The sequence below is a fragment of the Aquibacillus halophilus genome (genome assembly GCF_009649745.1).
GTDB lineage: Bacteria > Bacillota > Bacilli > Bacillales > Amphibacillaceae > Aquibacillus > Aquibacillus halophilus.
Window position 1 is genome coordinate 182,796 of the sequence record NZ_WJNG01000011.1, and the last position, 19,635, is coordinate 202,430.

Below are 19,635 nucleotides of genomic sequence, written 5' to 3' on the forward strand. Positions count from 1 at the left end.
ATATGATATCCTAAGTTTACCTAATATAGGCATCCATAGTTTTTAAGGCTATGGATGCCTTTGATAAATAGTAAGAGGTGCACAGATTGGTGAAATTCAATAAAATTCTTCCTATTATCTTTTTATTTATTATTATTGTCGTTGCTTTTTTTATATTTGATAAGTACCGAACTAGAACTGATGTTCCAATGCCGACACAACTTGATCCAGTTATCGAAATATATCAAGATAGGCTAATCGCACAGGCGGCAACAAATGGAATAAATATACTCATTACCGATGATTTTAGATCTATAGAAGAACAGAACGCCCTTTATGCGAGAGGTAGAACTACAGAGGGTAACATTGTTACTAATGTTCAAGGTGGAGAATCTTACCATAATTATGGTCTGGCCATTGATTTTGCTCTACAACTGGAAAATGGCGATGTAATTTGGGATGTTTACTATGACGGAAATAATAATGGTGAATCTGATTGGATGGAAGTAGTAGAAATAGCTAAGGAGATGGGATTTGAGTGGGGTGGAGATTGGAAGAATTTCCGTGACTATCCCCACCTACAAATGGACTTTGGTTTAACTATATGGGATTTACAACGCGGTAAAAGACCTGAGGACACTATTGTCTATCGAAATCTTATTGAAAGCGGGGAATAATCCCTGCTTTCATTTTTCAATTCAATAAACTACCTTACTGAAAACTTGTACTTCTATATATTTCTTCACACTGTAAAAGGAATCTAACATTGTCTTAATGGCTTCAAACTATTATCTTTAGTTTATCCCATTCACTATACCTGTTCATTATATGCCTGACTTGTAAAGTCATCATCTAGTTTACTAAATTTACTTAAAAGAACTAAGAACACAACCTCCATTGCTAACATAACGATCAGAGCAAACACCATAAACGCCACCATACCGGATTCATTCATTGTAAATGCTTGCAATAAATGACCCACCAACATGATTATCATATAAACTTTAAATGTATTGAGAGTTCTATGATAAAGGTTGTTATCAGCACTTGCTTGTGCTATTTCTAGCATAAATTTGAATACATAGAAAACGAGTACTAATTTGATAAGCTCAAGCGCAACCATATACAATGACAGGCCACTAAATATATCTACTTGCCCTATTGTTTCATTCATATTACTTTGGTTAATGAAAACAGTCGGAATCGAGAAAATTATGAGAAACCCTGCTATATTACTAGCCTTTTTTCCAACCGGATAATCTTTAATTAGCCATGTAAGACCCGATAAAATTAAATAATACCCTACTGGATCGGGAAATATATCAATAACTAGAATATGGATTTCTAATAGTACCAAGAGGAAACCCCAAAACAGCCTTTTGAAAGCAAACTTCATCTCATATTCCCTCCTTTTGTTTCGATGATTGCGTCAAGATCATTTTCATCTAAGTATGGTTGATCATTAATTGGAACTCCACTTACAAAAGGCTGCCCATCATCTCTTGTTCCACTAATTTGGATATCAAATTGATAATAGCTAGTTCTATTAGAATCGAACTGCATATACAAACCCATAAAATCATTTTTAGCTAGATCAAATGGAAACATAATTGCTTCAACGGTTGGTGCTTGTAATTCTTCCCATGGTAAATCCAATGCCTGATTAACTCCAGGACTACTAATCATCTTATTTGAGTTCGCTTCATTGAGCCCTACCTTAATCGAAACATCATCTGTCAATCTATCAAAGGGGACCGATATGTCTTGTATCCTAATAGGTTGGTTGGCAACCATTGATACAGCGCTTCGATGTTGATTGCTCGAACCACCCGATCTTGTGTCTAGCACTAAGGGCTGATTGTGATGGGATTGGATAACTACTTCACCTATATTTGCGTTGATATGTTCACCATTGGAAAAATAAACATCCATAGTATTAAAGGACCAGGCTTCATCATTTTCGTTAACAACTTTATCCATATCATTACGAATGGTTACCGTAACCTCCATTAAGTAGTGATGAGTAAACTCCTGCCGGTAATTTATCTGAGGCTGATTGTTATTAAACATCGTAAATCCAACATTATTTGAGACTGGGTATGCTTCGATTCCATTCATTTCTATGTAATTAACTTCCATCGGATTTTGTTTATTTGCTAAATAATAAAATGTTAATGGTATTTCTTGCACTGCTTCGGAATGATACATTTGATAATAATGGTCTAAAAAAATTGGTTCATCTAGCTGCTGTGATTGAAAGTATAAATAGTTACCAAACCAACTCATGATAATTACAGTTATTCCTGCCCATAAAAACCTTTCCCTCATACATGATCTCCCGCTTCCCCCGATAAAATAGTATACAATTATCTTACCATATGAGACTAAGAGACTTCATAAGAAAAATTGATATTTTCGAGCACAAAAACCCGAATGACATTGGTCATCGGGTTTTTGTTTGTTACACATATTATTCTTTAATTGTTTGATAGATTAGATCTAATCTAATAACTAATTGCTGTTCTACCGAGATTGGCTGCTTCACCTAAATCACGTTGAACATTCCTAGCACCTTCCACCATGTTTCCCTACTCAGTTAAATCGGCTAACATGTCATCTATCATTTGTGTATTAGCGATAGGACCGGTGTATAGCCAGCTAGTTGTTGATTCGTATTCGTAGATATTATCGTTTTTTACTGCAGGGATGTTTTTCCAAATATCCTGCTGAAGCATTTCAGAACCAGTTCCTTTATCACTATTAATTAGGAAAATATGATCTGCATCTAATTCTGCTAGCTTCTCTAGCGAAATTTCTGACCAGTTTGCTTCTGAGCTTGCAGATATCTCTGTGACCACATTTGGTGTTGATAACCCTAAATCACCGTATAGTACATCTCCACTAGATAGATTTTCACTTACGATATAGAAGGTATTGCTAACTAGCCATAATGCAGCTACGGATTCATCACCGATTGCAGCTTGGATTTCTTCTTTAGCGTCAGTGGCTTTTTCTTCATAATCAGCTAGTACCTGCTCCGCTTTTTCTTCTTGGCCAAATATTTTACCTACTTCTAACAATTCATCGCGCCAATCATTGTTTTCCTCGGATCCGATCACATATGTCGGAGCAATTCTATTATACTGGTCGTATTTATTACCTTCTACCATTCCTGCAGAGTCCATGATAATTAGATCTGGATCAAAACTTGTTACCGCTTCTAATGGAAGATCATAAGGAATTGTTGGAACATCCGCTAAGGAACCCTCCAAATAATTTTGAATACTTGCTCCATCACCAACAGACCATTGTGCTACCGGAGTAATGCCTAACGCTACTAAGTAATCTTCTAGATAAGAAGCAATTACGCGCTCAGGCTCTGCCGGGATTGTTACTTCATTACCCATTGCATCAGTCAACGTCCGCTCCATTGCTTCCGTTTCCTCTTCTGTGTCTTGGTCATCGTTAGTTGCCGTTTCTTCATTATTAGTCTCATCAGTTTGTTCGGCATTTTCTTCGTCTTCATTTCCGCATGCCGCTAATAATAGAACGAATACCAACAAACTCATTAATATGTAAAACTTATTATTTTTCATCTTAGATTATCCCCTTTATCTTTTTCTCTAACTTACCAAATGATAACAATTATCATTATCAATTGCAACACCTATATTTTCCTTTTGATAGGATTGATTGCTCCTTCCACCCTTTTATACTATAATGATAATGATTCTCAATCATGGACTCTATTAGGAGAAATACAATTATGGCTAATCCAACATCAGAACATTTACATACAAAACCTACTTCAAGACCAATTATTGCGACAGTGATTTTATTTGGAGGATTGGCTGTTTTAGTATTATCTATTGGACTTTCGATTTTGTACGGCGCTGCCGACATTGATTTTATAACCATTTGGCATAGCCTTACCCAGTTCGACCCCAGTTCTACCTCCCATCAAATCATTAGAGGGCTTCGTATTCCGCGAGCGCTTGCTGCCGCCTTAATCGGTGCAGGTCTCGCCATGTCTGGGACACTCATGCAAGGAATGACTCGTAATCCGCTTGCCTCTCCTTCCATTATGGGTGTGACCGCTGGTTCTTCTTTTATGATGGCCATCGCACTTGTCGTTATGCCACAAGCATCTAATTTTATCATGATGCTCTGGGCGTTTGTTGGCGCAGGTATCGGAGTTGTCATTGTATTTGGGATAGGCTCCATTTCAAAAACTGGTTTGACACCGGTAAAGCTAGCCCTAGCCGGAACAGCTGTTACTGCCCTACTAAGCTCCTTATCGAATGCGATCGCCATCCATTTTAATGTTGCGAAGGATATTAGCTTTTGGTATGCAGGAGGTGTTTCGAGTGTACAATGGATGCACGTTCAAATCCTTGCACCAGTTTTACTGATTGGGTTTGTCATCGCCTTACTGCTAGCCAACTCAATCACTGTACTAAACTTAGGTGATGATGTTGCTAAAGGGCTAGGACAACGGACCTTTTTTGTGAAATTTACAGGTACGCTCGTGGTTTTATTACTGACAGGGGCCGCTGTATCAGTAGCTGGAACGATTGGTTTTATTGGGCTAGTCATCCCTCATATTACTCGCTTTCTTGTCGGTGTCGATTACCGTTGGATTGTTCCTTGTTCCGCTGTGTTAGGTGCACTATTATTAGTCATTGCGGACACGGCATCGAGAATGATAAATCCTCCATTTGAAACACCGGTAGGAACAGTGACAGCTTTAGTCGGTGTCCCTTTCTTCCTCTATTTGGCACGACGTGAAGGGAGAGGGATGTAATGAAAACTAGGACAGTTGGAACCAAAAGAATGTTAATTGTAGCCAGTATTTTAATTACAGTCATTATAGGAACATTCTTACTTAACCTGAATCTAGGTGTCGTTTCGATTTCACCGATAAATGTTTTAAAGACGTTATTTGGTCAAGGCAGTGAACAAGAAAGCATGGTGCTTTTTCACTTCCGGCTACCTCGCATTGTGATAGCAATTCTAATCGGAGCTGCAATGGCGATATCTGGTGCAATTTTACAAAGTGTAACTCATAATGAATTAGCTGACCCTGGCATTATCGGAATTAATGCCGGAGCGGGTTTTGCAGTCGTTTTGTACATTTACTTGTTCCAAAATAACATGGCCGAAGTATCCTCCCTTTCCGTGTTTCTATTACCACTCACCGCTCTTTCCGGTGCGTTGGTTGCAGCCTTATTAGTTTATCTGATTTCATGGAAGAACGGCATCACACCGATCCGCTTGATTTTAGTAGGTATTGGGATTAATAGTGCATTTGCCGCTTTAATTATTATGTTTCAGCTAAAAATGGACCCAAATGATTTTACCCGTGCAACAGTATGGCTATCTGGAGATATATCTGGAATCGACTGGACCTATGTCCTGGCACTATTGCCATGGGTCTTAATCCTTATTCCTTTGGCGATGTATCAATCAAATGTCTTGAACACCTTACAATTAGGTGATGATATTGCTAAAGGACTCGGAACAAATGTGGAACGACATCGATTGTTTCTACTCTTAATTGCAGTAGCACTAGCTGGGGCAAGTGTAGCTGTCGGGGGTGGCATCGCCTTTGTCGGGTTGGTCACACCGCATTTATCGAAAAAATTAATCGGGCCTAACCATATATTATTTCTACCGATTACAGCATTAATGGGAGCATTGTTACTGTTAGTGTCAGACACGATTGGTCGGAATATTCTAGCACCATCGGAAATTCCAGTTGGACTGGTTGTGTCACTGGTTGGCGGCAGTTATTTCATTTATTTGTTAATGAAGAGTTAAATAACGGAAGAGAGGATTGTATATGGAGGAGAACAGCAAAATATATGATGTAATTATCATTGGTGGGGGAACCACGGGGTTATTTACCGCATTTTATTGCGGAATGCGTGATATGACAACAAAAATCATTGAATCTGACTCAAGGCTAGGTGGAAAAGTGGCAAAGTTTCTTCCAGAGAAAATGATCTATGATATTGGAGGAATCCCTAAAATCACCGGGGATAATTTATTAGCACAAATGGAAGAACAAGCATACATGCATCAACCCAAGATTGTTTATAACGAATGGATTGAAGAGGTAACGAAAAACGAAGATGGTATCTTTTCATTGGCTTCAACAGAAGGGACTGTTCATCTTGCTAAAACCGTTATCGTTGCAACAGGAACTGGAAGATTCGATCCTGTGCAACCAGACCTAGCTAATATCAGCATGTACACAGATAAAACTCATCATTATACGATGCACAACCCACAGCAATATGCCGGAAAACAAGTGATGCTTAACTCCAATACGAGAATTGGTATTGATTGGGCACTTACATTAGAGAGCATTGCTGAGAAAGTTTATCTAGTTAATAGTAAGAAAACCTTTCAACATGCAGCAGATGTTGAATTAGAACGTTTGCGTGATTCTTCTGTTATTGTCAAACTAAACAGCGACCTGCAACAACTTCATGGGGAAGATGGTTGGCTGGAAAGTATAACGATTAAATCTAAGGATGTTGAAGAGAGAATCAAAGTAGATCATTTACTTACGTATAATGGGCTTAAAATGAATCAAACACCTTTCGATAACTGGGGATTGGAGACAGATAGTAACAGAGTGGTTGTCGATCACCAAATGGCGACAAATATAGACGGGATATTCGCTGCAGGAGACGCAACAGCCTATCCAGGAAAGACCATGCTAATCGCATCCGGCTATACCGAAGGACTAACAGCCGTTAATAGTGCAAAAAAATATATCAACCCAAAAGCGCCAGCTCAAGTGTATAGCACTGTGATCTACCGAAAATAGGTGGTGCATCATCACTGAAAAGAAGGTGTCAGGTACAACTAAAGGATGCTTCATTTTGTGCCTGACACTTTTCCCCTCCAAATCATGGCACTATATGACAATGACCGTATTCCCTTTTATACATAAAATTATATAGCAAAAGTTTTCTGAATTTCTATGCGCTATGCGTTAGCAGTCCTTTTGCGGCTCTTTACACGACTTAGTTAAGCAACATATAAAAGACCTTATCAGAAACCTAGTTTTATCCCTTTGTTACTTTTTATTATGAATTATTATTAATTTGGTCTAGCTCTTCATCAGCAAAATGTTCATTAGCATTTTCAATTTCCTTATGCTCATCTACCGAATCGCCTGCATATTGATCAATTGTATGATAAGGATGCTCAGAATCTAATTCGGTCCGTATTCCGATACCTTCTGCAGAGTTCGCTTTTGTCTTTTTATTAAAACTACCATCTTGTTTTTTGTTTCTATTCAAGTTATCACCTCATTTAAGTATTCTTTTGTTAATTAACAAAAGTATTTTCCTATGTTAGAGTTCCTCACTTATGCTAAGATAATTCCATAATCGTGAAATGGAGATGAAATTACATTGAAAAAGCAAATTATAGAACGATTCACTTCATATGTTAAGGTGGACACGCAATCAAGTGAAAATAACCAATCCTGTCCATCAACCCCTGGACAATGGACACTTGCCAATATGTTGGTTAGCGAATTAAAGCAAATTGGTATGGATGAAGTAAACGTCGATGAAAATGGATATGTATTTGCAAGCCTTCCTTCAAATACAACTAAAAATGTACCAACAATAGGATTTTTAGCTCACATTGATACAGCGACAGATTTCACTGGAACTAATGTCAATCCACAATTAATAGAAGACTATGATGGAAATGATATTATATTAAACGAATCACTTAAAGTGACCTTATCTCCAAAGGATTATCCGGAGCTAAAAAACTATAAAGGACACACACTCATCACTACGGACGGTACCACACTACTCGGAGCAGATAACAAAGCGGGTATAGCCGAAATTATGACTGCAATGGTTTATTTGATTGATCACCCTGAAATAAAGCACGGTAAAGTTAGAATTGGATTTACACCAGACGAAGAAATTGGTCGCGGACCACATAAGTTTGATGTGAAAGCATTTGGTGCTTCTTTTGCCTATACCGTTGATGGTGGCCCAATTGGAGAACTTCAACATGAAAGCTTTAACGCAGCAGCGGCTAAAATTACTTTTAAAGGAAATAACGTCCACCCCGGAACAGCAAAAAATAAAATGATCAATTCTGGAAAACTCGCTATGGAATTCCATAATAAATTGCCTAAGGATGAAGCACCTGAATTCACGGAAGAATACGAAGGATTTTACCATTTAATCTCAATAGATGGCGACGTTGAACAAACAAAACTTTATTACATAATTAGAGATCATAGTCGAGAAAAATTCAATTCTAAAAAGTCGGTTATAGAAGAGTTAGTCAAAGATTTTGGAGAGAAATATGGAGAAGACAACATTGTACTGGAAATGAAAGATCAGTATTATAACATGGGAGAAAAAATCGAACCGGTAAAGGAGATTGTGGATATCGCTTATCAAGCTATGAAAAATTTAAACATCACACCGCTAGTGAAGCCCATACGTGGTGGTACTGATGGATCTCAACTTTCCTTCATGGGTTTGCCTACACCTAACATATTTACAGGTGGAGAGAATTTCCATGGCAAATTTGAATATATATCAGTAGATAATATGGAACAAGCCGTTTATACCATTGTGGAAATCATTAACTTATTCGAAAAACAATCTTAAGTTAACATTTAAAAACGACTAATTAGTTAGTCGTTTTTTCTATTATTAGCACTATTTTTTTGTAAATAAAAACGCCTATCTAGGTAAATATCCTGAAGGCGCCATGACCTGATTGCTAACTATCGAATCAGAAAGATGATTAAAATTTAATTTTTTACCTATACAACAGTTGGTTGGGGTTGGTTTAAATCAAATATTGTCTTTTTCTTTTTGCGTGTTCTCATTTTCTCAACCACAGATAAAGTTAAGAATGCAAAAAACACAGTTGCCGACAACATTATAAGAGATGTTACCATAGGAGCATCCCCTTTCTTCCGAAAATCCTTCATTTACTAATGAATTCCTCTATATCATACCAAATATAACTAAAAAGTAAATATATATTTTAAAATTCTTTTAAATACTTTTAAATCCTTCTTAATATCGTCAAATTCTTGAATATTGTAATGATTTTTTCTTTGGTTTCATCACGTACTTTTACTAATAAAAAGGTATTATTCTTAAAAAGAAAAATATTATTATACCTAGGTATAATAGTAAATTCCGCTTAGAAGTGATTTACTTAACATAGAGCTATCTATCTATTGCATAAAATAAGATAACAACACTATCGCACCACCAGTATTCTGAATCTTTTATTTATTTGGCGGTTCGTAATACTAATTACTGAAAGGGGAGGAAAAGATGAATAATCACGAAATTGATTTCAAGCTATATGGGGATGACATGCAGTTTGTTGAGGTTGAGCTAGATCCAGATGAAACAGTAATAGCTGAGGCCGGCAGTTTAATGATGATGGATGAAAACATTCGGATGGAAACGATTTTCGGGGATGGTTCTCCTGACAAAGGCGGATTAATGGGAAAGCTAATTGGTGCAGGTAAACGAGTAATTACCGGAGAAAGCCTTTTCATGACTACATTTACAAATGAGGGACAAGGTAAAAAACACGTCTCCTTCGCTTCTCCTTATCCAGGTAAGATTATACCAATGGACTTGAGCGAGCTTGACGGAAAATTAGTGTGTCAAAAGGATGCTTTCCTAGCGGCAGCCAAGGGCGTTGCCATCGGTATTGAGTTTCAGAAAAAAGTTGGCGCAGGTTTCTTTGGCGGAGAAGGATTCATTATGCAGAAACTTGAAGGTGATGGCATGGCTTTCGTTCATGCTGGAGGAACAATGCATAAGAGGGTTTTAGAACCTGGTGAAACCTTACGTGTTGATACCGGATGTCTAGTCGCCATGACTGGTAATATCGATTATAACGTTGATTTCGTTGGCGGTATTAAAACAGCCATGTTTGGCGGAGAAGGTCTCTTCTTTGCTACCTTAAAAGGACCTGGTACGGTATGGATTCAATCCTTACCATTTAGCCGTTTAGCAAGCCGCGTATTCGCAGCAGCTCCACAAGGAGGAAACAAAAACAAAGGAGAAGGCAGTGTAGCTGGAGGGCTGTTTGACTTACTTGGTGGAGATAGAAGATAAGTTTAAAATTAAATACTTAACTTTAAAACAGCTGGATTAGCATTTTCCAGCTGTTTTTTTAGACTGTAATTTCTTATCAGGTGTGTATGTTGATGCTCGGTCCTTATAACAGGTAAATACCAATTAAAACCGCCAGTATTGGGATCAAATTTAAAATCTAAAATGTTTACCATAACTATAAGTAAGGTATACCTAATATAATGATACCTGTTTACAATTTTTACATATCTATTCAATAGATGGAGGAAAACTTATATGGATAATAAAATGGAATCAGTAATTCAACAGTCACTAGGCGCGCTGCTAGATGAGAACATATTTTTACCAAGGCTAAATGGGGATACAAGAGAGAGAGCTTATCAATCATTAGTTTCTATTCTTTCTACCCCTAATCACATAAACAAATCATTTTTACGTATTTCACTTGAGAATGGTAGAATAGTTCGAATTCCAGCTTTTAGAGTTCAACACAACAATACCCTCGGGCCATACAAAGGTGGGATTCGTTTTCATGAATCAGTTAATGAGGATGAAGTCGTAAACATGGCAAAGTTAATGACATTAAAAAACGCTCTTCACGATGTTCCTTTCGGCGGGGGTAAGGGGGGCGTTGTCATTAACCCTAGAGATTATAGCGAAAAAGAATTAAATCTTATCTGTAAAAAGTATGTTCATTATTTCAGTGATTCTCTTGGTACTGAAAAAGATATACCAGCTCCTGATATTGGTACTGGGGAACGTGAAATGGATTGGATGATGGCTGAATTTAAATCCATTCACCCTGGTGAAACATATCGAGGAAGCTTCACCGGAAAAAGTGTCATGAACGGAGGATCCTTAGGTCGAAGAGAGGCCACAGGAAAAGGAGTTTATTATTCCTTTAAATATTTACTATATGACTTTGTGAAAGATAACAAAACTCTAATGGATAAAAACAGTACGAATCGATTTGTTCAAACAACCTTAGAACATAATCGCCCCTTAACAATTGCCGTCCAAGGCTTTGGCAATGTTGGTTCAGTAGCTGCCCTTGAAGCCTATAACTGTGTTCATCTTGAAAACAAAGTCGTGGCTGTCAGTGATCGGTACGTCACTCTTTATAACTCTGATGGATTAGATATACCTGCATTAATAAACTATAGCAATAACCATGAAGGAGACTTACCAACAGACAAAAATATACTAAAAGATTTTGGGATTGAAGCAACCGTTCAAAACCGTGACAGCTTGATTGAGCTAAATGTCGACGTGTTATTTCTAGCCGCCCTTGAAGACCAAATAACCGAAACAAATCAAAGTAATATCAAGGCTCGAATAATTGTAGAAGGTGCTAATGCACCAATTACTCAAGAGGCTGATAAATACTTAAGTGATAATGGAGTAATAGTTATTCCAGATATTCTAGCTAATGCTGGAGGAGTTATTGTTTCTTATCTAGAATGGATGCAAGGAAGAGAAACTCAATTTTACAAGGAAGAAGAAGTTTTTAAACTGCTCTATGATAAAATGTCAACTACATTTGAGACAGTCTTTCCTAAATTTTTCAATGACTCATTCCCGCTTAGGCAAAACTGTTACAATCATGCCGTTATGAAGCTATCCACCATTTTATATCGTCAAGGTAAATTATATTAGTTAGGTTCTCTAAGTGATTTAGCTTAGAGAATAAACTGAAAAAAGGTGCGGAATTCATCCCTTAATGAATTCCGCACCTTTTTTCAGTATACTCTAGACCTAGTTTCTATTTATAACTTGACTAAATATGTTAATCTTTTAGCATTGCTTTTATTCCGGCAACATTAATCCCTTTATCTATGAACGTTTTTATCTCTATTAGTCGATCAATATCATTTAGGGAAAACACCCTTCGATTGCCATCATTTCTAACAGGTTTGACGAGGCCTTGTTCTTCATAATAACGTATCTGTCGGCCGGATAACTTTGTCATATCTTTAACAACACTCATCGGGAAAGTTGCTACATCATCAGGAATTTCGTTTTTCAATCCCCCTTCCCCCCTCTGTTTTTCTCCAATCTAGCACTATTTAATATTAGCTATCTCTGAGTAGACATCCTTTAAATTAGAAAAACCCATTTCTTGTATTGATTGAACACTTTCTGACCATAACTTTGCAGTAGCAATAGCATCATACAAAGCATGGTGTCTGTGTTCTATTGCAATGCCATAATGAGCACAGCATTCATCAAGCGTAACCAATTTTGTTTCTGGTTCGATTATTTTTGTTAAAAAAGACGTATCGATGATACGATGCTGAAAACTTGTTTTCATAGACGTCCACGTCGCATGTTTCATAAACTGTTTCTCATGACTTGAATGATGCGCGACGAGCGTATCGCTTTTGATAAAATAATAAAAGTCTTTTAATACATTATGGATAGGCGGTGCGTTTTCCAACTGATCCTTCGTAATTCCTGTCAGCCTTTCAATTTCTTCAGAAGGTGCGGTTTCACTATAAATAGGGCTATAAAAAACTTGATCTTCAAGAATTTGATCCCCCTGCATCTTTATAGCACCAATTGATAACATTTTATCTCCGTTATAAGGATAAAAACCCGTTGTTTCAATATCAAACACAATGACTTTTAGTTCATTGAGTGGAATTTCCAAAACATCTTTGTTTTTCAATTCCCTTTGCAAATTTCGAAGATAGGCCATTTTGCTCGCATCTGTATGATTCGGTAATCCCGTATAAACATTTGAATTCAATTTCCCTGACATCTGTTTTACAAATTGAAGCATTTGGTTCATTACCATGTTGAACACTCTTTTACCATTAGTAATTTTGTTTCAGAAAAAAGTTTATACCCTTGTTTCATCAATTTCTTAAGGTGTTGTTTATCTTTTTTAGTCAATGCATCAAGATGGATAAGGTGGACTTCGTTATAGTTCCTGGCATTTTTTCTAAAATGAAGACGAAAATTTAGCAATTCTATAAAATCATCCTCATAGTTTTTTATTGTAGGATACGTATTTGGTGATAGCTCCTTAAACCTTGATAATGTTGAAGGTTCAAACATACTATCCTTCAAAGCTAGTAATCTTAGAGAGTTCACATACGGAAAAAATGTTGTTTGTTTTAACTGAATCGCACCCGAATGTTCACCATGTAATTCAGGCAATAACTGACCGAAAATACCGATTCCCTTTTTTACAAAATCCACATTTTCAACCAGACGCAGATAGAGTCTCGGTTGCTTTTTTAAAATCGAAAAGGCTTCTTGCTTTAGTTCTGTTAAGAAGTCTGTTTCACCAACTAATACTCTAGAGTCAAAAAAGGTAGAGAAGTGACGGAGTGATTGCCAGCTTGCTTCATCTAACCAGTCTGAAATTTGACTAGTCCAACCCTCAATTGACTGACACCAAAGTGGATTAGAGGACATCACTAAGCCATCACATCGTTCATACCCAACTTCCGCTAAGGCCTCAGTAATCTCTGATCCTAGCTTCAAGAAATAAAACTGATTGTCATCACTACCATTAAAAATTATTCCATGATCCTGATCACTTAATACGGATTGCTCAAACCTACCTGCACTACCCATTAAAAAGAAAGCAAAGGGAGCGGGAGGTTTTCCCAACTCTCTTTGCACTTTATCCATAGAAATTGCTACTGTTTTTTTAATTACTTCATCATGTAATTCATTTAATTGTTGATGATCTGTTGAAACTGTGACTAGTTCTTGTTTTCGCCATTTTTTTATATCAGCGTAACTATTCAAAACATCATCAATCTCCTTACTACGATCAAAACTTTCTTTATTACGCACCTGGCTTATCGCTTGGATGTGGGATGTTTTCAGGATATCCATATCCACCGTGTTCACTTAAATCCAAACCAATAATTTCTTCCTCTTCTGTAACACGAATTCCACCCATTACTTTATCCATAACTTTTAAAATAATGAAGGCTACAACGAATGCATATAAACCACTAGTTACTACACCCATTGCTTGAACCCCAAGTTGTGTAAATCCACCACCGTAGAATAAGCCCGCTTGCCCCCAACCGATATCTGTTGAGAAGGCTGGTACTGCAAATAGTCCATTAGCAAGTGTACCCCAAACACCAACTGTACCGTGAACAGATAGCGCAAAAATCGGATCATCAATTCTTGCCTTATCAAATAGCTTCATACTAAATACTACAATCACTCCACCAATTAAACCGATTACCACTGCAGCCCATGGATCAACGAAACCAGCGGGAGCAGTTATAGCTACTAAACCAGCTAAAGCACCATTTAAAGTAGTAGGGACATCCGCTTTTCCTGTTAAAGCCCAAGCAACAAGCATTGCAGCGACTGCACCAGCTGCAGCAGCTAGTTGTGTATTAAGGATAGCAAATCCAAAAAATGCATCAGCTACTCCAAAAGTACTAGCACCATTAAAACCAAACCAACCTACCCATAGAAGCAATACACCTAATGCAGTGAATACTTGGTTATGACCAGCAATCTCATTAGAAGAACCGTCTTTATTGTATTTTCCAATACGAGGCTTCAATACTATAGTTGCTGCAAGAGCTGCCATCGCACCTGTTAAGTGTACTACAGTTGAACCAGCAAAGTCTTGCTTACCATGATCAGCTAACCAGCCACCACCCCAAATCCAGTGGGCTACGACCGGATAAATTAGTGCTGAGAATAATACTGCAAAAATAACATAAGCAGATAATTTCGCACGTTCAGCAAAACCACCAAACGCAATTGTTAAAGCTACTAAAGCAAACATCATTTGAAACATAAAATCTACAGCTGGAGATAATCCTTCTCCACTAAATGATGCATCTCCATAAAAGAAACTTCCTAATCCTATAAACCAATTTCCTTCTCCGTAAATAAATCCATAACCTACTGCCCAGAACACTAAAGATCCAATCCCAGCAGTGAAGATTGTTTTACCAGCAATGTGACCAGCATTCTTCATTCTAGTCGATCCTGCTTCAAGTAAAATAAATCCACCTAACATAAGCAAAACTAGAAATGTACCAACGATAACCCACAGGTTATCCATTAAAGCCAATGTTGTAATCATTTGTTCTTCCATAAATATTCTCCCCTTTTGTGTGATATGAGTTAACATCACTTGTTAAGTAACAATTTACCAGGGTCAGAATTTTCACACAATAAACTTGTAAGATAATCTAACAAGGTTTAAAACCTTGCCATATCAGTGAATTCGTTTACATTGGCATAGCATTAAGGCTTAACCCTGCTTTCTATTTTTTTGAAAAAATTTGAGTTTAGATTGACCAATGCTCACTTTTTAAAACTCAATTGAATAAACATTTTAATCACCTTTAGTATATTAATTAATCAATATCTACACTTATTAACCGGTAGCCTTATTATTCTTCTAGTCTTTTTACTGAATTTTTGTTAATCTTTAAGGTGGAAGAAACAAACCTATAAATGTTCTCTTAATAAGATGGAAGTCTTGATTTAATTTGTCTATAAAGGAATTAATTTTTATTAAAGGATAGGTGTATATCTATGAGAAAAATAGTCATTTTAGGTGGCGGCTACGGTGGCATGAAAGTACTACAAACGTTAATGGAAACTGGGATATCCGGCAGCATACACGTTACTTTGATTGATAGAAACCCCTACCACTCACTAAAAACAGAGTTTTATACACTTGCGGCTGGTACCTCAGCTGATAAGGAAGTAAGGGTCGCCTTCCCCACACATGATCAAGTAGATATGGTCTATGGGGAAATTGCAAAGATTGATACAGAAAGCCAACAAATTTCCTTCCATGATCGAAGTGAATCAGTTCCTTATGATTACTTAGTTATTGGTTTAGGTTGTGAAGATAACTATCATGGTATATCAGGCGCGGAGGAATACACGCAAAGTGTTCAAACAATTTCTAAGGCTAGACATGCTGGATTAGCCGTCGGAGACGCAGGAGCATATGGAAAGGTTTCTGTCGTTGGAGCCGGGCTAAGTGGCATCGAGGTTGCCTCTGAGATAAGAGAAAGTAGACCGGACCTTAACATTCGTTTACTTGATCGTGGCGCATCCGTTTTAAGTGCTTTTGATTCAAAAGTCCAAGAGTATGTAGAAGAGTGGTTTAGAAAAAACGATGTTGAAGTATTGCACCATGCTAATGTGGAATATGTCGAGAAAGATGGCGTATGCAATAATGGTGTCTGCTTCGTTAATGACGTAACGATATGGACAGCCGGAGTTCGACCAAATCATTTAATTGCTGATCTTCCGTTTGAGAAAGATGCCCACGGTAAAGTTATCTTAAATGACTTTTGCCAAGTACCATCACATACCAATATATATGTGGTCGGGGATTGTGCATCATCTAACTACTCACCAAATGCCCAATTAGCAGGGAAACAAGGTGAACAGGTTGGTGATGTTTTGGTTGCTGTATTATATAATAGAGTCCTGCAAAAACCTGGACCTATAAAGTTAAAGGGACAGCTTGGTTCTTTAGGGAAATCAGATGGATTCGGCAATATGTATAAACAATCAGTTACTGGACTATTGCCCCGTTTAGCCAAGTCAGGGGTTCTTTGGTTAAATAGACGACACTAATTATAGGCTAACTAACATTACAGATGTAAAAGTGTTTAACAGGTTGAATAATCAACCTATTAAACACTTTTGCAATTAAAATGATCGAATTAAAGTGACAAACTAATTGATTTTTCTTAACATAGTGAACAAATTAAGAGAAATCAACAACAGCAATGATACACTCCTTATTCCTTAATAACCAATCCTAATAGTTTAGAAAAGCCGATTGCTTGTTCTGGTGATACTTCACATCCCTCTATCTCTTCTAATGAAACAATTAATTGCTCAAAGCTGCAACTGCTTAAATCCATCCCTTTTAACGACGTATTAGAAAAATTCGTGTCATCTAGTTTACATCCTTCAAATTCCACCTTTTGAAAGTCACACTCATAAAAATCACTATTATTAAGAGAACAATTTTCAAACTTCACCTGTTTTAACTTCGCAAACCCAAATGAAGATAAATCCCCATGGCAGTTGGTAAATATAACATTACCAAAAGTTGTCTCTGATAAGTTACTACCTAGCATTTTACACTCTTTGAATTCCACTCTATGTATAATTCCACCACTGAAATCCACGTTAGATAAATCACAATGATCAAATATGACATCAGTCAATTCGACATTTCTAAACAGCACCTCTTCAAAAATCACGTTTCTAAAAAAAACTTGATCAAATATTAGGCGATTAATGTCTTCTCCACCAATAGTACAATCGCTAATTAAACAAGTACTTAAGGAAGGTTCCTCTTCAATTATGAAATCTTCTTTAGTCAAAGATGGCGGGATTTTAGGTTGTACGATTTTAAATCTTTTGGCCATAGTATTACACTCTCTTCCAATTATATAAAGTGATATAGGAAACATCTATTATTATACCAAACATCGAAGACACCCCCATATTGGGTAACTTCAATAATCTCAAACACAGCATCCAAAAAAATAGTTGAAGTAATTATTTTTACGTTAATTAGCCATACTTAGAGTAGGATAAAAGTTCCATAGTCTAAATTTTTCAAAAGGGGTAGTTAAAATTATGTCATTGAATGAAAGAATTCCCCACGATAAAAGTCTCGACAATAGTCTAGCTCTAATCCAAGAGGGATACTTATTTATAAGTAATCGGGTTGAACGATACCATTCTGATATATTTGAAGCTCGGTTGATGGGCCAAAATGTAATTTGTATGAGTGGGGCTGAAGCAGCAAAAATATTTTATGATGATGAAAAATTTCAACGAAAAGGTGCTGCACCTAAGCGTGTACAAAAAACATTGTTTGGTCAGAATGCCATCCAATCAATGGACGGGGAAGAGCATATACACCGTAAACTACTATTTATGTCACTAATGACTCCACCAAAACAAGACCGATTAGCTAAGCTAGTTTTAGAGCAGTGGATGGCTTGTATCCCTGAATGGGAACAAGCTGAACAAATTGTTCTTTTGGAAGAGGCTAAAGACATCTTATGTCGTGTTGCATGCCAATGGGCCGGAGTTCCAATAGAGGAAACCGAAGTAAAGGAACGAGCAGACGATTTTATCTCAATGATTTATGCTTTCGGTGCCGTAGGGCCACAACATTGGAAAGGTAGAAGAGCCAGAACAAGAACTGAAAATTGGATTAGAGAAATAATTGAAAATGTCCGTAACGAAAGTATTAAGGCTGAACATGGTTCAGCACTACATGAAATGGCTTTTCATAAAAAACTGGATGGAAATCAGCTAGATGCTCAAATGGCTGCAATAGAACTTATCAACGTATTACGCCCAATTGTGGCTATCGCAACTTTTATCACCTATGCAGCTTTGGCTTTACAGGAGCATCCGGAGTACCAGAGCATACTTGAGGTAGAAGATGAAAACAATTATGAGAGATTTGCCCAAGAAGTCAGACGCTACTATCCATTTGGGCCATTTGTTGGAGCAAGAGTTCGTAAAGGATTTATCTGGAAAGACTGTAAGTTTAAAGAAGGCATGTTAGTATTGCTTGATTTATATGGTACGAATCATGATGTACGACTCTGGGACAACCCAAACCAATTTCGGCCAGAACGCTTCAAGGAGTGGAAGGGAAGTTTGTTTGATTTTATCCCCCAGGGTGGAGGTGACCCGGCAAAAGGGCACCGTTGTCCCGGTGAGGGTATTACCGTTGAAGTGATGAAGGTAAGTTTAAATTTCCTTGTTAATAAAATTGAGTTTGAAGTTCCTAATCAAGATATGAACTATAGTCTCGATGAAATGCCTACACTACCGAAAAGTGGCTTTATTATGAGTGATATTAAACGTAAATAGTTTTTAACTTTGACAGAATATCCATAAACTGCGTCGTAACATTCTGACTTCCTTACGGTCTTTATGGGATGTGTGCTACCTCGCCGCTGCGGAAAAACACTCGCTTTCCGCGGGGAACGCTTCAGCCTCCTCGCTCGTAAAGAACACTCACTGCGGGGTCTTCAGACTGTTCCTTTCCCACAGGAGTCTCGCATTTTCCCGCAACTTAAAGCAGCTTTCTGTTCAAATGAAATGAACTCCAAGAAACGTTTATTTCATGAAACATTATTACTCATTAATTAGAAAATTTCATTGCGAGGATCTTTCAATTATTTTTTATAAGGCTTCGTGTAATTCAACCGCTAGTATAGTGTTTTATTTGATAACTACACTAGATGATAGTGATTGGAGCGGAGGGCAGTCGACTCCAGCGGGAAAAGCGACGGCTGAAAATCCCGGAGGAAGCGGTTTTCTTCCGAGGAAGTTGAAGCGTTGCCCGCGGAAAGCGACTGCCCGGAGCGCAAATCAACTAATAGCTACACTACGTCGCATTTTATATCAACTGCGAATATTGAGAACAACAAAGATTACGAAATAGGGCTTTATTAATTAGATAAAACCAATTATAAGTTTTTTACAGAAATCTATCCATTGGTTTCATTACATAATAATAAGAAAA

19 protein-coding genes and 1 pseudogene are annotated in these 19,635 nt (G+C 37.3%); 10 read left to right on the forward strand and 10 right to left on the reverse strand.

Annotated elements, in window-relative coordinates:
• Window positions 1-89: 89 nt before the first annotated feature.
• Window positions 90-656 carry a M15 family metallopeptidase gene (locus GH741_RS14035; RefSeq protein WP_338079456.1) on the forward strand — a complete coding sequence of 189 codons (567 nt, stop codon included), beginning with the start codon at window positions 90-92 and terminating at the stop codon, window positions 654-656.
• Window positions 657-790: 134 nt separating this feature from the next.
• Here GH741_RS14035 and GH741_RS14040 read toward each other — a convergent pair whose 3' ends face one another.
• From GH741_RS14040 to GH741_RS14050, 3 genes are all read right to left on the reverse strand, one after another.
• Complete coding sequence (locus GH741_RS14040; RefSeq protein WP_153737403.1) at window positions 791-1,375, reverse strand: hypothetical protein; 585 nt, start codon at window positions 1,373-1,375, stop codon at window positions 791-793.
• On the reverse strand, window positions 1,372-2,307 hold the full coding sequence (locus GH741_RS14045; RefSeq protein WP_153737404.1) for a hypothetical protein: 936 nt from the start codon (window positions 2,305-2,307) through the stop codon (window positions 1,372-1,374). Before GH741_RS14045 ends, GH741_RS14040 begins: the two co-directional genes overlap by 4 nt.
• A 260-nt stretch (window positions 2,308-2,567) precedes the next feature.
• A complete protein-coding gene (locus GH741_RS14050; RefSeq protein WP_153737405.1) occupies window positions 2,568-3,575 on the reverse strand; it encodes an iron-hydroxamate ABC transporter substrate-binding protein in 1,008 nt (335 codons plus the stop codon).
• Window positions 3,576-3,745: 170 nt separating this feature from the next.
• Here GH741_RS14050 and GH741_RS14055 point away from each other — a divergent pair, with 170 nt between their 5' ends.
• From GH741_RS14055 to GH741_RS14065, 3 genes are read left to right on the forward strand one after another with little or no spacing between them, the layout of a single operon-like run.
• A complete protein-coding gene (locus GH741_RS14055; RefSeq protein ID WP_153737406.1) occupies window positions 3,746-4,783 on the forward strand; it encodes a FecCD family ABC transporter permease in 1,038 nt (345 codons plus the stop codon).
• Window positions 4,783-5,799 carry a FecCD family ABC transporter permease gene (locus GH741_RS14060; protein ID WP_153737407.1) on the forward strand — a complete coding sequence of 339 codons (1,017 nt, stop codon included), beginning with the start codon at window positions 4,783-4,785 and terminating at the stop codon, window positions 5,797-5,799. Before GH741_RS14055 ends, GH741_RS14060 begins: the two co-directional genes overlap by 1 nt.
• A 22-nt stretch (window positions 5,800-5,821) precedes the next feature.
• Window positions 5,822-6,817, forward strand: coding sequence for an NAD(P)/FAD-dependent oxidoreductase (locus GH741_RS14065; RefSeq protein ID WP_153737408.1), 996 nt, complete (start codon window positions 5,822-5,824; stop codon window positions 6,815-6,817).
• 262 nt (window positions 6,818-7,079) lie between these two features.
• On the opposite strand, the gene GH741_RS14070 is transcribed toward GH741_RS14065, so the two are convergent.
• Window positions 7,080-7,295 (reverse strand): hypothetical protein, encoded by a 216-nt coding sequence (locus tag GH741_RS14070; protein ID WP_153737409.1) that lies wholly within the window; start codon window positions 7,293-7,295, stop codon window positions 7,080-7,082.
• Between the two features lie 114 nt (window positions 7,296-7,409).
• Here GH741_RS14070 and pepT point away from each other — a divergent pair, with 114 nt between their 5' ends.
• The gene (gene pepT, locus GH741_RS14075; RefSeq protein ID WP_153737410.1) at window positions 7,410-8,642 is read left to right on the forward strand and encodes a peptidase T; all 1,233 of its coding nucleotides are present in this window, start codon (window positions 7,410-7,412) and stop codon (window positions 8,640-8,642) included.
• Between the two features lie 158 nt (window positions 8,643-8,800).
• Here pepT and GH741_RS14080 read toward each other — a convergent pair whose 3' ends face one another.
• Window positions 8,801-8,938, reverse strand: coding sequence for a hypothetical protein (locus GH741_RS14080; RefSeq protein WP_153737411.1), 138 nt, complete (start codon window positions 8,936-8,938; stop codon window positions 8,801-8,803).
• Between the two features lie 388 nt (window positions 8,939-9,326).
• Here GH741_RS14080 and GH741_RS14085 point away from each other — a divergent pair, with 388 nt between their 5' ends.
• Entirely contained in the window at window positions 9,327-10,124 is a 798-nt protein-coding gene (locus GH741_RS14085; RefSeq protein WP_153737412.1) for a TIGR00266 family protein, read from the forward strand.
• A 255-nt stretch (window positions 10,125-10,379) separates the two neighbouring features.
• Entirely contained in the window at window positions 10,380-11,759 is a 1,380-nt protein-coding gene (locus tag GH741_RS14090) for a Glu/Leu/Phe/Val family dehydrogenase (RefSeq protein WP_153737413.1), read from the forward strand.
• Window positions 11,760-11,907: 148 nt separating this feature from the next.
• On the opposite strand, the pseudogene GH741_RS14095 reads toward GH741_RS14090, so the two are convergent.
• The 4 genes and pseudogenes from GH741_RS14095 to GH741_RS14110 all read right to left on the reverse strand — a co-directional run.
• Window positions 11,908-12,090 (reverse strand): annotated as a pseudogene (locus tag GH741_RS14095) (MerR family transcriptional regulator); the annotation flags it as partial.
• Between the two features lie 75 nt (window positions 12,091-12,165).
• Window positions 12,166-12,900, reverse strand: coding sequence for an exonuclease domain-containing protein (locus GH741_RS14100; RefSeq protein WP_153737414.1), 735 nt, complete (start codon window positions 12,898-12,900; stop codon window positions 12,166-12,168).
• Window positions 12,894-13,955 carry a DUF294 nucleotidyltransferase-like domain-containing protein gene (locus GH741_RS14105; protein ID WP_153737455.1) on the reverse strand — a complete coding sequence of 354 codons (1,062 nt, stop codon included), beginning with the start codon at window positions 13,953-13,955 and terminating at the stop codon, window positions 12,894-12,896. The genes GH741_RS14100 and GH741_RS14105 overlap by 7 nt, the downstream gene beginning before the upstream one ends.
• Complete coding sequence (locus GH741_RS14110; protein ID WP_240795505.1) at window positions 13,906-15,192, reverse strand: ammonium transporter; 1,287 nt, start codon at window positions 15,190-15,192, stop codon at window positions 13,906-13,908. Before GH741_RS14110 ends, GH741_RS14105 begins: the two co-directional genes overlap by 50 nt.
• A 446-nt stretch (window positions 15,193-15,638) precedes the next feature.
• On the opposite strand from GH741_RS14110, the gene GH741_RS14115 reads away from it, so the two are divergent.
• Window positions 15,639-16,700 (forward strand): NAD(P)/FAD-dependent oxidoreductase, encoded by a 1,062-nt coding sequence (locus GH741_RS14115; RefSeq protein WP_153737415.1) that lies wholly within the window; start codon window positions 15,639-15,641, stop codon window positions 16,698-16,700.
• 167 nt (window positions 16,701-16,867) lie between these two features.
• Here GH741_RS14115 and GH741_RS14120 read toward each other — a convergent pair whose 3' ends face one another.
• Window positions 16,868-17,506 carry a pentapeptide repeat-containing protein gene (locus GH741_RS14120; RefSeq protein WP_153737416.1) on the reverse strand — a complete coding sequence of 213 codons (639 nt, stop codon included), beginning with the start codon at window positions 17,504-17,506 and terminating at the stop codon, window positions 16,868-16,870.
• Between the two features lie 220 nt (window positions 17,507-17,726).
• On the opposite strand from GH741_RS14120, the gene GH741_RS14125 reads away from it, so the two are divergent.
• Window positions 17,727-18,977 (forward strand): CYP152 family fatty-acid peroxygenase CypC, encoded by a 1,251-nt coding sequence (locus GH741_RS14125; RefSeq protein ID WP_205677343.1) that lies wholly within the window; start codon window positions 17,727-17,729, stop codon window positions 18,975-18,977.
• Window positions 18,978-19,335: 358 nt separating this feature from the next.
• The gene (locus GH741_RS14130; protein ID WP_170287635.1) at window positions 19,336-19,554 is read left to right on the forward strand and encodes a hypothetical protein; all 219 of its coding nucleotides are present in this window, start codon (window positions 19,336-19,338) and stop codon (window positions 19,552-19,554) included.
• Window positions 19,555-19,635 lie beyond the last annotated feature (81 nt).